The 12,879-nt window shown below is 58.0% G+C and carries 20 protein-coding genes; all 20 read right to left on the reverse strand.

Annotated features, from left to right (window positions below):
• Window positions 1–49 precede the first annotated feature (49 nt).
• The 20 genes from ACSMXM_RS05415 to ACSMXM_RS05510 all read right to left on the reverse strand — a co-directional run bounded on the left by ACSMXM_RS05415 (window position 50) and on the right by ACSMXM_RS05510 (window position 12,656).
• Window positions 50–190: a hypothetical protein gene (locus tag ACSMXM_RS05415; RefSeq protein WP_460314641.1), complete on the reverse strand. Its 141-nt coding sequence runs from the start codon at window positions 188–190 to the stop codon at window positions 50–52.
• Window positions 187–612 carry a hypothetical protein gene (locus ACSMXM_RS05420; RefSeq protein ID WP_460314643.1) on the reverse strand — a complete coding sequence of 142 codons (426 nt, stop codon included), beginning with the start codon at window positions 610–612 and terminating at the stop codon, window positions 187–189. The genes ACSMXM_RS05415 and ACSMXM_RS05420 overlap by 4 nt, the downstream gene beginning before the upstream one ends.
• Window positions 609–1,133, reverse strand: a complete 525-nt coding sequence (locus tag ACSMXM_RS05425) for a hypothetical protein (RefSeq protein ID WP_460314645.1) — start codon at window positions 1,131–1,133, stop codon at window positions 609–611. Before ACSMXM_RS05425 ends, ACSMXM_RS05420 begins: the two co-directional genes overlap by 4 nt.
• A 311-nt stretch (window positions 1,134–1,444) precedes the next feature.
• Window positions 1,445–1,909: a hypothetical protein gene (locus ACSMXM_RS05430; RefSeq protein WP_460314646.1), complete on the reverse strand. Its 465-nt coding sequence runs from the start codon at window positions 1,907–1,909 to the stop codon at window positions 1,445–1,447.
• Between the two features lie 393 nt (window positions 1,910–2,302).
• The gene (locus ACSMXM_RS05435; protein WP_460314648.1) at window positions 2,303–2,608 is read right to left on the reverse strand and encodes a hypothetical protein; all 306 of its coding nucleotides are present in this window, start codon (window positions 2,606–2,608) and stop codon (window positions 2,303–2,305) included.
• A 31-nt stretch (window positions 2,609–2,639) separates the two neighbouring features.
• Entirely contained in the window at window positions 2,640–2,792 is a 153-nt protein-coding gene (locus tag ACSMXM_RS05440) for a hypothetical protein (RefSeq protein ID WP_460314650.1), read from the reverse strand.
• A gap of 107 nt (window positions 2,793–2,899) precedes the next feature.
• Entirely contained in the window at window positions 2,900–3,379 is a 480-nt protein-coding gene (locus ACSMXM_RS05445; RefSeq protein WP_460314651.1) for a hypothetical protein, read from the reverse strand.
• 10 nt (window positions 3,380–3,389) lie between these two features.
• Entirely contained in the window at window positions 3,390–4,298 is a 909-nt protein-coding gene (locus tag ACSMXM_RS05450) for a phage tail tube protein (protein WP_460314652.1), read from the reverse strand.
• Between the two features lie 11 nt (window positions 4,299–4,309).
• A complete protein-coding gene (locus ACSMXM_RS05455) occupies window positions 4,310–4,702 on the reverse strand; it encodes a phage tail terminator-like protein (RefSeq protein ID WP_460314654.1) in 393 nt (130 codons plus the stop codon).
• Window positions 4,699–5,088 (reverse strand): hypothetical protein, encoded by a 390-nt coding sequence (locus ACSMXM_RS05460; protein ID WP_460314656.1) that lies wholly within the window; start codon window positions 5,086–5,088, stop codon window positions 4,699–4,701. Before ACSMXM_RS05460 ends, ACSMXM_RS05455 begins: the two co-directional genes overlap by 4 nt.
• A complete protein-coding gene (locus ACSMXM_RS05465) occupies window positions 5,088–5,450 on the reverse strand; it encodes a hypothetical protein (RefSeq protein WP_460314658.1) in 363 nt (120 codons plus the stop codon). Before ACSMXM_RS05465 ends, ACSMXM_RS05460 begins: the two co-directional genes overlap by 1 nt.
• Window positions 5,447–5,881 (reverse strand): DnaT-like ssDNA-binding protein, encoded by a 435-nt coding sequence (locus tag ACSMXM_RS05470; RefSeq protein ID WP_460314659.1) that lies wholly within the window; start codon window positions 5,879–5,881, stop codon window positions 5,447–5,449. Before ACSMXM_RS05470 ends, ACSMXM_RS05465 begins: the two co-directional genes overlap by 4 nt.
• A gap of 2 nt (window positions 5,882–5,883) precedes the next feature.
• Window positions 5,884–6,111: a hypothetical protein gene (locus tag ACSMXM_RS05475; protein WP_460314661.1), complete on the reverse strand. Its 228-nt coding sequence runs from the start codon at window positions 6,109–6,111 to the stop codon at window positions 5,884–5,886.
• Window positions 6,112–6,122: 11 nt separating this feature from the next.
• Window positions 6,123–6,485 (reverse strand): hypothetical protein, encoded by a 363-nt coding sequence (locus ACSMXM_RS05480; RefSeq protein ID WP_460314663.1) that lies wholly within the window; start codon window positions 6,483–6,485, stop codon window positions 6,123–6,125.
• Window positions 6,472–9,708 carry a BNR-4 repeat-containing protein gene (locus tag ACSMXM_RS05485; RefSeq protein WP_460314664.1) on the reverse strand — a complete coding sequence of 1,079 codons (3,237 nt, stop codon included), beginning with the start codon at window positions 9,706–9,708 and terminating at the stop codon, window positions 6,472–6,474. Before ACSMXM_RS05485 ends, ACSMXM_RS05480 begins: the two co-directional genes overlap by 14 nt.
• A gap of 43 nt (window positions 9,709–9,751) precedes the next feature.
• Window positions 9,752–10,114: a hypothetical protein gene (locus ACSMXM_RS05490; protein ID WP_460314666.1), complete on the reverse strand. Its 363-nt coding sequence runs from the start codon at window positions 10,112–10,114 to the stop codon at window positions 9,752–9,754.
• Window positions 10,095–10,289 (reverse strand): hypothetical protein, encoded by a 195-nt coding sequence (locus ACSMXM_RS05495; protein WP_460314668.1) that lies wholly within the window; start codon window positions 10,287–10,289, stop codon window positions 10,095–10,097. Before ACSMXM_RS05495 ends, ACSMXM_RS05490 begins: the two co-directional genes overlap by 20 nt.
• Window positions 10,282–10,548: a hypothetical protein gene (locus tag ACSMXM_RS05500; RefSeq protein WP_460314670.1), complete on the reverse strand. Its 267-nt coding sequence runs from the start codon at window positions 10,546–10,548 to the stop codon at window positions 10,282–10,284. Before ACSMXM_RS05500 ends, ACSMXM_RS05495 begins: the two co-directional genes overlap by 8 nt.
• A gap of 50 nt (window positions 10,549–10,598) precedes the next feature.
• Window positions 10,599–11,741, reverse strand: a complete 1,143-nt coding sequence (locus tag ACSMXM_RS05505; protein WP_460314672.1) for a P22 phage major capsid protein family protein — start codon at window positions 11,739–11,741, stop codon at window positions 10,599–10,601.
• Between the two features lie 114 nt (window positions 11,742–11,855).
• The gene (locus ACSMXM_RS05510) at window positions 11,856–12,656 is read right to left on the reverse strand and encodes a hypothetical protein (protein ID WP_460314674.1); all 801 of its coding nucleotides are present in this window, start codon (window positions 12,654–12,656) and stop codon (window positions 11,856–11,858) included.
• Window positions 12,657–12,879: the final 223 nt, after the last annotated feature.

Raw genomic sequence — 12,879 nt, forward strand, 5'->3', positions numbered from 1 at the left:
GCGGCTCCGAAGAACCGCCCTTGGGTAGTTTGAACTTGGTATTGATGGGCTAAAGGTTTTCCTCGGCCTGATCGGCAATGTGCCTCAGCGCTTCAATGATGGATTCCTCAGAAAGGCCATCGCGTTGTGCCTGCCGCCCTAGGGCCATAACCTCCTGCATAAAATCTTGCAGTTTCTCGTCTTCTTTCATGCCGCCTCCTCCGTCTTGCGCCTTTTCACATAGCCTTCGATTTCCTTGGCGTGGTCAACACACCCAGTGGCCATGTCGCGATATTCATGTGCCCGCGTCAGCAGTTCCTCATCACTCAATTGATCCACAGGAACAAGAACGTTCTCACGCCCCCGAGGAACACTGTACGCGATCTGGAGGTGTTCAAATCCCTCCATGGTGAACTGGCGGTCATTCCACCCTTCGGACGCAGCATATTTGCCAATGCAGCGCTTCATCGTTTCCTGCACCTTGGAGCGGGCACAAGCGCGCAGCCATTCCATGTCATTCTGACGCTGATTGAGGATTTCTGTGGTCAGAAACTGTGGATGGACGGTCGCGCCAGCCTTGATCTTCTCAGCGATAAAGCGGCGGATTTCTGTGTTTAGGTTTTCCATAATCAAATCCTCGTCACGATGGCGTCGTGGGTCTGATCAATCTCCGTGATCAGCAATCGCACTTCGTCCGCCTCATCCGGCTCAAGGCCCGGCAGAATGAGGCCAAGGTCCACCGATCCAATCTTTTTGGCATAGTCCCGAATATCACCGACAAAGTGCAGAGACCGATTGAACGCGCCGGGGTCGCGCCCCTTGAGGTCGATGATCGGTCGCGGCTTCCTGCCCATTTCCGCCAACGCCGTTTTGGACGGAGGGCTGTCGCTCTCCACCGCTGCCTCAAATTGAGGTTCTGGAATGCGTGCTGTGCGAACAGCGGTCACTTGTTGACGCTTTGATAGGCCTGCATTCTCCGCAGCAATTTGGCGTGATGGGGCAAAAGTATCGGCACCGACACTTTTGCTTTGGTCGCCTCCACGGCCGTCAAACTGCTCCAGCAATTCACCGCAACGCCGAAGCGCTCTCGCCTGGATCCGCTCTGCCGTCTTTTTCATCGTGTCGTCGCCCGCCTGCTTGGCATAGCTGGCCATCGCAGCGGCCTTGTCCGACCACTCCTTACATTCGTCGATAGTCTCGCATTCGGTAAGCGCCTTCCGCGCCGCCTCATACGTTCGAGGTAGTTGGGCTGCCTCTACCCTTGGTGCTAATTGTGTGGCCATGATGGCCTCCTTCTACGTCATGCGCCCACCGGCGCGTTCAGATTGAGCGGGGCGCGATGCCGATCCGTAGAAATCAGACGCGCACACCCGCTCGCCCGCGCCGGTCAGGGTCGCGGACTCTCGGGGGATGTCTCCCTTCCGAAACTTGAATTGTCAGTTGTTCAGTGCGGGCGTTACCGCCGTCAGGCAGCCTTGGCGCTTAGTCCCTGCCGGGCGCGAACGTCGCGAGCCAAGTATTTTACTACCTTGTCAGCCGCGCAGTCTTTTTCAGGCTCGTAGTCAGCCTCATCGATCACCCACGCTGCTAGTGCGTGTGCGGCTTTCAAGGCGCGAAACAGAATTTCCATGTCAGGCTCTTTGAAAGCGTTGAGACTCTCGAGAGCCAAAGAAAGATGGATGGAAAGGATCGCTGCATCCGCGTTACTCTGCGGCACCTCAGCTAAGAGAGCCTCATGGATGTGGGTCGCATCATCGTTGATACCGTCCCGCACTCTCTCCAACTTGGAGGATTCGAGAAGCATCCCTTTCTTATGGGCCTCCATGTGCGCGTTGTCTGTCTCTTCGGCGATCTTATCCAACCGCTCCCAGCGACCATGCATTGCGGCGATAGCGTTCGGGAAAACGCCTTCGATGATCTTAGCAGCCATTATGCAGCCCTCCGCAGTTCGGCGGCGGCGCTAGGCGCTGTCGGATAGTCGGGTTGATTGTCGTTTGCCGCGCGGAGCGGAAACTGTATGATATTGTCAGCCATGATCGATCCTTGCTTGATCGGTTTCGGTTAGGCCCGGCTTGATGTGTCACCATCTTGCCGGGCTGATTTAAGTGATATCAGTGATATTTGTTGCCGTCAACCGAAAAGTGATGTAGGCGATATCACATGAACCACGAACCCAACTCTGAGAGATTTATCTTTTCAGCGCCCCCGACGCTTCTAAAGGCTGTTGATGACTGGCGGTCAAAAGAGCCTGACGTCCCCTCGAAGGCAGAAGCCATTCGCCGACTCTTAAGGAAGGCTTTAGGACAGTGAGGATGGGGAAGAGTTAGTACGTGGTAATCTCGTCAATTTTACGAGCCGTCGTGCTAACCCCGTCCGTTACTTCGACCAACTCTGCGGTACTTGCATTGAATGAGCAATCTGCATCATTCCTGATTGCGGCGCCGTAGCTGTTTTCCGCATCGTAATCGACCGTGTACCGCTCGGGCGTCCACTTTGTGATCTCCACCCTCTTATAAGAAGATGGTGATTTTAAACGCTCTTTAATGGCGTCTTCACAAAGCCCCACCTTGGGGTCCATCATATCACAGCCAGTCAATGCCAGCACACCGAGAAGAAGAACATATTTCATCCCGGCACGATGCCCCACCTTGCCGACAAACTCAATCCTCCGGCTTTTCCCGCGCCAGTCCCAGCGTCACGCTGTCGATGGCTTCAATAGCCGCCGTGAAATCCTCCCGGTCCACCCCTTCAAAACCGCACTCATCCGCCATCTTTCCGATTACATGACTAGGAAGCTGGAGCGGTCCACCCATGAAGAAGGGACGGTCCCGCCCCATTCTATAGAACAATTCCAGATAGAACCGTTCTGTTGGATCTAGCTGCGGCTCGACTTCCAGTTCGGGAACTCGTTGCCCTTGGGCTACGCGGTCGCGGAGTTGTTCGAGGTCGCCCGGCGCGAACTGCTTTTCCCATTCGAGCCGGGCGCGGAGTTTCCCGCCGTCCGTTCCTGCTCTTGAACGCGGAAGTTAGAAACGCGGCTCGCTTCCGTTTCGATATGCTCAAACAACCACTTTTCCGCAGTGAAGTAAGCCATGGCGTTCTCTTGCGTGAAGGGAATAGCCTCGCCCGTCTCTGGGTTCTTCACCTCCCAGCCGACCAGTAGAGCGTCGATAAACGCCTCCACGTCTAGGCGGTGCGCCAGTTCGAAGTCGGGGTTGTCACCGATCAGGCGTAATTGTTCCTGGCGGCTAAGACGCTTCTTGGCTCGAACCTGCGCCGCCCGGTATTGGAGATTCGACGCTGACGACCGGATTTCGAACGTGCCGAAGTCCTGTTCGTCGAGGTCAACGACCTCCAGCTTGAACGTGTCATTCAGCTTACGGGATGGGAAAGCAGTCATGGATTATCCTTTAAAGCTTGGTGATTGACACATCCGTGTCGGCAGTGGCGTCGTACTGGCCACGGAAGCGGATGACGTTCATCAGAGCCGATCCGCCCTTTTCCTGCTGCGGCGATTCCGGCACACCGGCAGGAAGCGCGAACGTAAAGCCGTTGCCAGCGGAACCCACGGTTGCGGTTACGGCAACCGGCGTGTCCGAGGTCAGGAACTGTTGATAGGGGGTGAGATCGCCATGATAGGCGCGAAGTTCCATAGTAATGTCGCGAGCGCCATTAGCGCCCACACCATAAGCAGCAGGCGTCCCAAACTGTCCCTGCGTCTCGCGAGGCTGAGTGATCGAGAGGCTCATTCGATTGAATACCAAGCCCGGAACACCGCCGATGCTCACGGTCCCGGCATCTAGGCCAGTCAGCTTCTTCGATGTTGCTGCCGGGGTAGAGGTAAGGGACGTGGCGGACGCAGCCGTTGTCATCCCAACGCCTGCCCATCCGATAGTCAGCGTTGCGTTGCCGTTGAAATCCATCTGAAGTTGAAGGCTATTGCCGTAGCAGCCGAGGTAACGCTTAAACTGATCCGCTGCCAATTTCTCCTCAAAAGAGAATGGCTGATCAATCTTCCCACCCTTCAAAACAGAGGACGCCCACGCATTCGACAGGACGGATGACATTAGCAATTCAAGCGCAGCGTTTTGCGCCAGATGTAGGCCGAAATTCCCTTCCGTGCGGAAGTTGACACGCCGATACGCCTCTACGGAACGATTGGGCCGCGAAACCGGTGATGTAATCATATCCGAGGTGAACTGCGGAACGGTCGCAGTCGTATCGACAGGCAGTTTCAACAGTGCGCCAGTACCGGGCAGCGTTCCCGGCGTCGTTTCTTTGATGACGCTATATTCGATATCAGTGGGGGTGATGGTCATAGCTCGTCCTTTCAGAGCGTTCGCCAGGAGTGGTACGGAATTGAGACTGCGATGACGTGCCAATTTGGATCGTCTGGCACTGTGTTGATGTCAGCGCCGCCAGTCTGAACAGCGCCATCAGGGGACCGCCAGCGACGGAAGATTTCGGCTACATCGTCGGCGAGGGTATTGCCTTCCGTCATACCCCCATCGTCGGGCGTCATGATCTGCACCCAAACGCGGCCCTGACCCGTCAAATACCCATCAGGATCATAGTCGCCGGGCCGGACTGAGAACCGGACGTGAGTGTCACTTACAGCTACAGCGGGTGCGTTATCCCACAGGATCACCATTCCCGAGTGGCGGCTCTGCCATTCGGTGCGAAAGCGGCTCGTCAAAGCGGCCGCATCCTGTGCGATGGTCATTGGAAGACGCTAAGTTCCGCGTCGATTGCGGCTTCCACGAACCCCGCTGGCGCTTGGATGCTCCAGCCTGAGTTCAATTTTTCGGCATAGGGAACGTTGTTCGCCAGCCATATAGCTTGGAACGGCGGCGCGCCTTCTATCTTCGGGATTTCCTGCGACAGAACCTCGTTGCCGTTCTTATCCTTGCGCTCGATTGGATTGACGATCACCTGAGTAACGCTGGCTTGCCAGTTCCCGCGAAATAGTCCTTCCTTCACAGGGCTTTCGAACACGACGCGCCGCAAGATACCCAGTGTAACCCGTCTGCCAACCACGCCCACCAGCCGCCGCGTTTCCTCATTGTCCTCATCTAGGCCGTTGGTGAAATCGCTTAGGTCCATACCCATCACGCATCCCCCAACTGCATTTGATAAACGATGGCCTCACCATCGGGCGCAACCGGCGTCACGCCAACGACCGGGAATTCGTACGCACCGATCAGCAGCCGATCCCCGTCCTTCGGCTCGACAGCCGACGACACGATGGCACGGAACCGCTTTTCAATGGTCCCCGCATTGATCAGCGCCATCTCCACATTGCCGACTGGCGGCTGAAGGATGGCCTTGATCGCAACCGGCGTTTCCGTGGTCGTGGTTTCCTGCTCGACCTCATCGAAGGCGCGCGTGATGCGAACCAACGTAGCGTCGCCGCCATATTCCGATATCAGCCGCTGCGCAGTCTCCCGCGCACGGTCATAGGTGGCGTTCATGCCCTGACCAGCGTCACCGTTGAGAAGCCGCCCGTGAAGGCAACCCCACGCATCATCGCGTCAATGTGCGGGAATGATCGTTGTACGCCGTCAGCGTATTCCGTTTCTTCCTCAATAGCGCCTTCGACCCGCACCCGTTCACGCTTTATCAGACGCGCATCCTGCCTTGCGACAAGGGGTGTGGTCAGCGCTTCGGCGGCAAGGATTGCGGTTGCCTTTTGTACCGCAGCCGGAACAGCATCGAACGTTCGCCACGAATAGGTGAAGTCGAGATAGTCCGTCGCCTGACGCAGCTTTTCCTCTTTCGTGTTGGTGTTCGCTGCGCCCCATTCCGTGTTGCCGCGATCCGCATGGAACTCGTCAGCATCGGCCACGCTCATGTAGGTGTCGCCAAGCGCATCGAAGCCAAGCAAGGTGCGAACCGTGAGCATCGTTAAATCTCCAGCAGCCGCAGGCGATAGAAGCCGCCGCCAGGACGCTCTACGGCCTCAATGATGTAGGCAGGGCCGCTTTCGCCCTTCGTAACGACCTGCCCCGGCATGGGCCGTATTTCCGGCCGCAGGGACGCATAGGGCGCGTTGTCGAGCATTTGCCAGCCAGCCATGCCCGCGTAGGTGTCGCGAATGTAGAGGGCGGCGCGCTCGCCGTTTTCGACGCTCATATCGGCCTCCACTACCTTTGGATTATCCGTACTGCCCAAGTCCGCTCGTACCGACGCGGGGGCGAACTGTTGGTGGTAAATTTGCCCCGGATGCCGACGATCACCCCGTCGCCCGCAAAGCTTTCGTTCGCGTGTTCGGCATCGTCGACGCTCAGCCAAATCTTCAACGCCGTATCGCCATCGACCAAGGCAGGATCATATTCGTCTGCGCCTATCGTCAGACCGAGCGCGACGCCCTCCGGCTCATTGATCAGGGTGTAAGAGCTGATCACCTCGTCATCGCTCAGGAACCCCGGCCCGTCCAAGGTGAATTCTACCCGGTCGCCGGGGTCCATTTCGTAATCCCAGGTCGTCGGCGATTTAGGCAGCGGCACGGCGTGATCCTTCCGTAGTAGCAGCGCGTCGTGATGAGGGGGTAACAACTGGAATACCCACACCCGGCAGATAGGCGGCACCGGGAGCGCCGATCATGGCAAAGATGCCGTTCGCCCCCTGAATGCCCGCAACAGCCGCTATGGAGCCAACAGACGCCGTCATGACGATCTGGCCATTGGTCCCAACAGTATTTGCAGGGGCGTCGTCGACAACCGATCCGGCCACACCCTCCATTGCGATGAAGCCGTTAGCCCCAACCGTGAGCATGGACGTGGCCAGCAGCCCTGACACGCCCTCCATGGCTATCGAGCCATTCGCTCCTATCGTGTTGACGCCGCCGACGCTGACAGCACCAAATTGCCCCTCCATCGCGATTTCAGAATTGGCGCCGGAAAGTGCCGCGGTTGAATCTGCCGACCCTGCCAGCCCTTGCATGGCGAAGAATGCGTTTGCGCCGGGGAGCGTTGCTGTAGCAGCAGCGGCTCCCGCTACTCCCGTCATCGCGAAGGTAGCACTTGCCCCCACGGTGGCCGATGACGATGTTACCGCACCTGCATTGCCTTCCATGGCGATAAAGCTGTTGGTGCCGGGGATTTCAAAGGCAACCTCAGAAACATAATAAACATCGGTCGAGTAGTCTTCGAACGTCGTGTAAGTCCCGCGCAACCACATCATGGCGACAGTGCCGTCGTGATCCCTTGGGCTTACCGGGCGCAGGTTTTCCAGTCCAGTGCTGTTCGCGGTGATGTCGCGAACCTTCGTCCACGTACCGCCCGCGTCCTCGCTGAGCAGTTCGATCATGTCATAGACAGGATCTTCGACCGACGCGTAAATTCGGTTTACATCGTTCGCGTCGAAACAAATGCCACCCGCATAGAAGATTTCTGGGCTGTAGAGGCCCGTTCCCGCCGTTCTAACCTCGGATTCATCCCAGCTATCGACGCCATCCCAGCGCCAATGCATGTAGCGAATATCGGTGCCGTTGTTATTCGGATAGCGGGTGCCAAGGATGCGCGGCCCTACTTCGTCAAACCCAATATCCCATACCCATCGGCGAACCGTGGACCCGTTAGATACCAACGTGCATTCAGACGGAACCAGCGAACCCGCTACGCTGGACTTTATCAGCGTCCCGTCGGTCTCGTAATAATCGACATCGTGGGTGCCATCGGACACGTCCACATAGAAGTGGAAGACGGAAGATTGCCCCTGCACAGGATGGCGGTCTGTAATCGCCACGTCGATACGATCCGGCCCATTCTGCCGGATGATGAAATATTCCGTCGTCGACGTGCCCTGATCGAATACCGTCGTCGGCCCGGTCCAGTTTGCGGGCGTCGCAATATCCGCAACCGGGCAACTCCACATGACCAGACGGCCCGGACCACCCCCATTCCCCCGGCGATGGAACAGGTAAACCCGCCCGTTTGCGAGGAAGGGGTAGGCGTATGTGTGCGGCAGACTGGCCGACACAGGCAGAACCGCCTCAGTCGTCCAGTTCGCCGCGTTGCCGAAGTCCGACAGGTCGCTGCAAATCCGGTAACGGGTGCCAGTTGTGTCATTGTGCTTTGAATAGAAGAATACGGCGCTGTTCGATGACAGTTCCAGAATGCCCGCGTTGTTGTGGTCGTCCTGCTCCAGATTGGTCGACGAGAGATTGAACGTCGTCGTGACGCCCGCCACCATGCGATGCGCCTGGATCGTGCCAAACTCGGTGACTGTGCTGAATATCGTCGCGCCGCCCAGCGTAACCGCCTCGGGCTTGTTGAACCATGTCCATGTGCCGTCGGTAACGGCCTCGTCACCCTCATTTACAGGCTCAGGAGGCGGTTCAACTTCCTCAAGCGTCCGTGCGGTCAGATTGTTGGCAAAGCTCGTGGAGCGCGCCCTGATGCCGGGGAAACCCGCATCCGTGATCGAAGTATCTGTTACGCTGATGACTGGCGTAGGATTGCCGTCGATCAGAACGCTGATGGTTGTCCCTTCGGCCCGGATGAAAAACTCTTTCGCGCTGTCAAAGCTCGTATCGTACTGGCCAAGGATCGTGGTCGTTCCACCGACCCGCTTGTCGAGCAGGATTTCACCCGGTGCGACATCGCCCCGGAAATATGCCTGATACCAATTCTCCCCGCCCGCCGACATGCGAACGAACGCGCCAGGGTAGCCGGTGGAGGCAGTCTGCCCCATGACGCCGCCTACCTCGTAATCCGGCGAAGGCGGAGTGACGTTGTTCCGATAGATCGCGGTCGAAAGAGACGTGCCCTTGAGCGTTCCTGTTCCTGCGCCCACCTCTGCCGTGGCGGTAAAGCCCGACACTTTCACCCATGCGCCGCCTATCTCTGGCGGGTGCAGTTCAAGAGACGTTACCGTTGCTTCGCTGAAGCTGTCCAATAGGAAGGTGGACGTTCCCGACGATCCGTCCGTTGTGAAGGTCGTTCCCACCACCACATCGCTGTAATTCTCGCTGGCGCTGTCATAGCCGCGTGCAGACCACGGATAGGACGTTCCCGCCGTGAGGCCCGTGACCTCGTACGGAGAGGCACCGGTATAAAGCACCGTGTCGCCGTTGACCGTGATTTCGATCTGGTCGGCGGAACCGTTGAGCGTGAACGGCAACAGCGCAGACGTTTCACCAACGCTCGTCGCGGTGCCTAGCGTCGGCTCTTCCACATCCACAGGCTGATCGCCCGCGACAAGGGACGTGACGTAGCCATTTGCGCGCGACCGAACGCCCGCAAAGCCCGCTGCGGTGATTGTGCTATTGGTGACCGGGCCAATGATCGTCGTCCCGTCAAGCAAAACGGAAATCTGGTTGCCCATCATGCGCAGGACAAGTTCGCGCTCTGTGTTGAGCGTTCCCGATACCCGGCCCAGCTCTACAAAGCCCGGTGTCCGCGCCAGCACATAATCGCTGCCATCGTAATATGCCTGATAATGGCTTGTACCATCGCTGTTCAGGCGACCAAATACGCCGGGGTTAGGGCTGGACGACCCCGTCTTGCCGATGATGGCGCAAACATCGTAATCCGCAGACGGAGCAGCCGTTAGGTTGCGATATTGCGACGTGCTAGACGTACTGGACCCCGTAACCCGGCCACTTCCGCCGACAATCGGCATGGTCGCCGATCCGAAGCTTACATACCCCGACCCGGTCTCCGGCGTACGTGCCGCAAGATCGATCGTGGTCGCTTCGGTGAAGGTATCAGAGAGGAAGTTCGCCACTACGCTCTCCCCTTCTGTCCGTCAGCGGGGAAGGCCACGTTGCTTAGCTGAACGTAGGATCGCGGAACGTGATCGTGCTAGCCCCGTCGTTCACAGCACCGCCTGCACCAATGGTGACAGCGCCGCCCTCCGGCTCGACGTACAGAAGTTCATCGGCGTTGATGTATGCTCGCACAGTCGGATCGCCGGTCATCTCCGCAGTGGTGTCGGAACCCGATTGCTTAGTGATCTGACGACCGCCTCCAGCAGCATCGCTGGGCGCACTGAACGTCGGTGCGTATGATGCGAGACTATTGGCAATCGCAGCCGCACGGTCAGCGGGTTCGGCCACCAGAAGGTGAACCGCCGTTGCCGTTGCGATCTTGTCCAACGCAGCGTCGAGGACGCTATTTGCTACCATCGGCATCACCGTCTCCCTTTACGATTTCATAGGCGTCGCGCTGGTCGTCGGTGTAACCGTTCCAGTCTTTCGCCGGGATCGTGGCCGTGAAGCCCGTTTGCTTGCAGCGAACCGGCACGGGGTTCGAGGCTTGCGCCTTTTCCGCCCGTTCAGCGCGCTTTTCAGAGACAGGCTCAGTCATTGCGAGCCGCCTTCACCAGCGATTGCAGATCTTCCTTCGTGGCCTTCGGCGTGAATTTCACATCAAGGCGCGAGGCCTCCGAGCGAAGTTCCCCCATCGACATTTCATCGACCGGCACATCCGCCTGCGGCATCTTCTCGCCTTTGGGCGCATTGCCTTCACGCCAGCCATGGGCTGCCATGTCTTCAACCTGATCGGGATGGACTTCCGCCTCACGCGGATACCCTTCGAGCCGGAACATGTTGACCAGTTTGGTCATAACTATTCTCCGAAAAAGGAAAGGGCGGAGCCGAAACCCCGCCCTCAAAATTAGCCAATCAGCAGAGCGACATGCTCTGGTTTGACGACAGCCTGGCCCCATGCCATGCCGATCTCGTACTTCACCTGACGGTACTGACGGTATACGCGAACCTCGAAGGTGAGGCCCGACATCGGGTCGGTCAGCATCATGGCATCGTCGGCGCTGTCTCCACCTTCCGGCACAGCAGGCGCACGGGAAACCAGAACAACCGCGTTACGAGAGAATGCCGCATTTGGGGTGTAGCTGTTGCCGATGGTGATGGCTGCATTATCAGCAACCGCCTGCCGCAGGCCTGGGTCGCCTATACCGAACGAACCACCAGCCAGCGCCTGATTCACAACATACTTGTTCGTGTCGCTGGCAAAGGTGGTGATGTCACCCTGAAGAATGGTGCCGGTGCCCGTATCCACAGCGATAGTCTCACTGCCAACAGGGAGTGCGCCATTGACAAGGAAGCCGCTACCGGTGCCCTTGGTGTGCAGACGGATGCCTGCCGAATTGCGCAGGGCAAAACCCTGTACGCGATCCGTCATACCATCACGCAGCATGTCACTGGTGCCAGCCTCATTGACCTTGAACAAAACCGACTGCTTGCCGCGCAGGTTGGCAATTGCTGCCGAACCAAGTGCAAGCTGAAGGTCACTCAAAGGCGCGCCGTTCTCCTCGAGGATCTGACGAACCCCGGCGAAGTCGGACAGGTCCGCAGCAGTTCCAAAGGGTGCCGTTCCAGCCGTGCCGTAAGCCCGCGAAGCGCCGCCCTTAACCGTGGCGGCAAGGTCGATCTCCATCGCGTTGACCAGCTTACGCATACCATCGGCAAACTGATCCGAGAGGATCTGGTTATAGGTGCCGTTCGTACCGACAGCCTTCTGCTCTTCGCCATTCCAACGGATCGGAGCGACCTTCGACTTACTGATCGTGATGTCGGCATAGTCAACAGTCGTGTCACCGCTAGAGGCCGGATTTACGCCAGGGGTCACGTCCTCAAGTTCACCAGCCTCAGCGATGGGAACGCGGATTGTCTGGTTAAGGCCGGCGCGTTCGGCATTCGCATCGCGGTAAACAGCAGGAATGAGGCCGACCATCTCACGGCTGACCGTGTTCAGAGCCTCGTAAAGGGTGGGAATCAATCCCGTAAGCGTATTCGCCATTTTCTTTATTCCTCAATTTCTAGGGATGGGCGTTAAGTGCCCCTTGATTTGGTATTGGCGCCCATCCCGGACGCAGGTTCAGCCTCGTCAGCGTCCCGCCTTGAGGAATTCTGGTTAGTCGGTGATCGAGATACCCGACTTAATGACCTCGCCCCGGTCGCCCGGTTCAAGCTGGTCGAATTGTGCGCGCGTCATGGTTTTCGCGCCGCCGCTGGACTGCCGCGCATCGCTGCCCGACTTGCCTGCTGGCTTGAATGATGTTGCCCATTTGGGATCGGAGCGAAGCTGTTCCATCAGACCTTTTGGGTTCATCGGGTCGCCCTTCGCGTTGCCGATCATTGGATTACCTGATCCGTCGACAACCTCGACCGCAAAAGGATCGTCGGCGTTGCCGGTTTCCTTCAGGCGGAAGTGCGAACGCAGCTTCAACGCAAGGGCTTCAGGATTAATTGCATCTGCGGACGCTAGGGCCTCGTTGACGGCGCTTTCCATGGTACGGGTCTTGTAACCCGCTTCATACTTGGCTGCGCGCTCACGTTCGGCATTCAGCGCCTGCTCGTGCTGCTGCACCAATTGTTCTCTGGCAGCGTCGATTTTCTGCTGCGCGATCTTGTCCGCCTCTTTCGACGGATCGAGCTTTTCCAGATCAGCCAGCTTTTCCAGCTTCTTCTGGATGTCGCTTGCATCCATGTCCTTGAATGCCTCCACTGCCTTTTCCGCAGTTTCACGGGAGCGCCGCTCTTTCGATAGGGCGGTTTTCAGGCCGTCCACATTCTCAAGCGTGAAACCATCAGACGGCTCTACATCCAGTACGAACTTCCCGTCCGTTCCTTCGTCTGCGGTGCCTGGCCGATATGCGCTCCGAAGTGCTTCGGGTGCGTCCTCGACCTTTTCGATAACTGCTTTCAACGGCATTTGAGCAAATCCCTTGCTATTGTGGGCTTCCCGCCCGGACGTGCGAAATCCCGCCATGACCTTCCCGGCCTGACGCTTCCGCATTTTCGCTGTGTGGTGGGCCGATGGCCCGGTGGTTACTCAGCGGATGCCGAGTATTGTTGGCATTGGTGGAGGGATTCGAACCCTCGCGGCAAGGTTTTGGAGACCCGCCGGAACGCCTATTCGCACCAAACTATACGAC

This window comes from Pacificimonas sp. ICDLI1SI03, assembly GCF_054740865.1.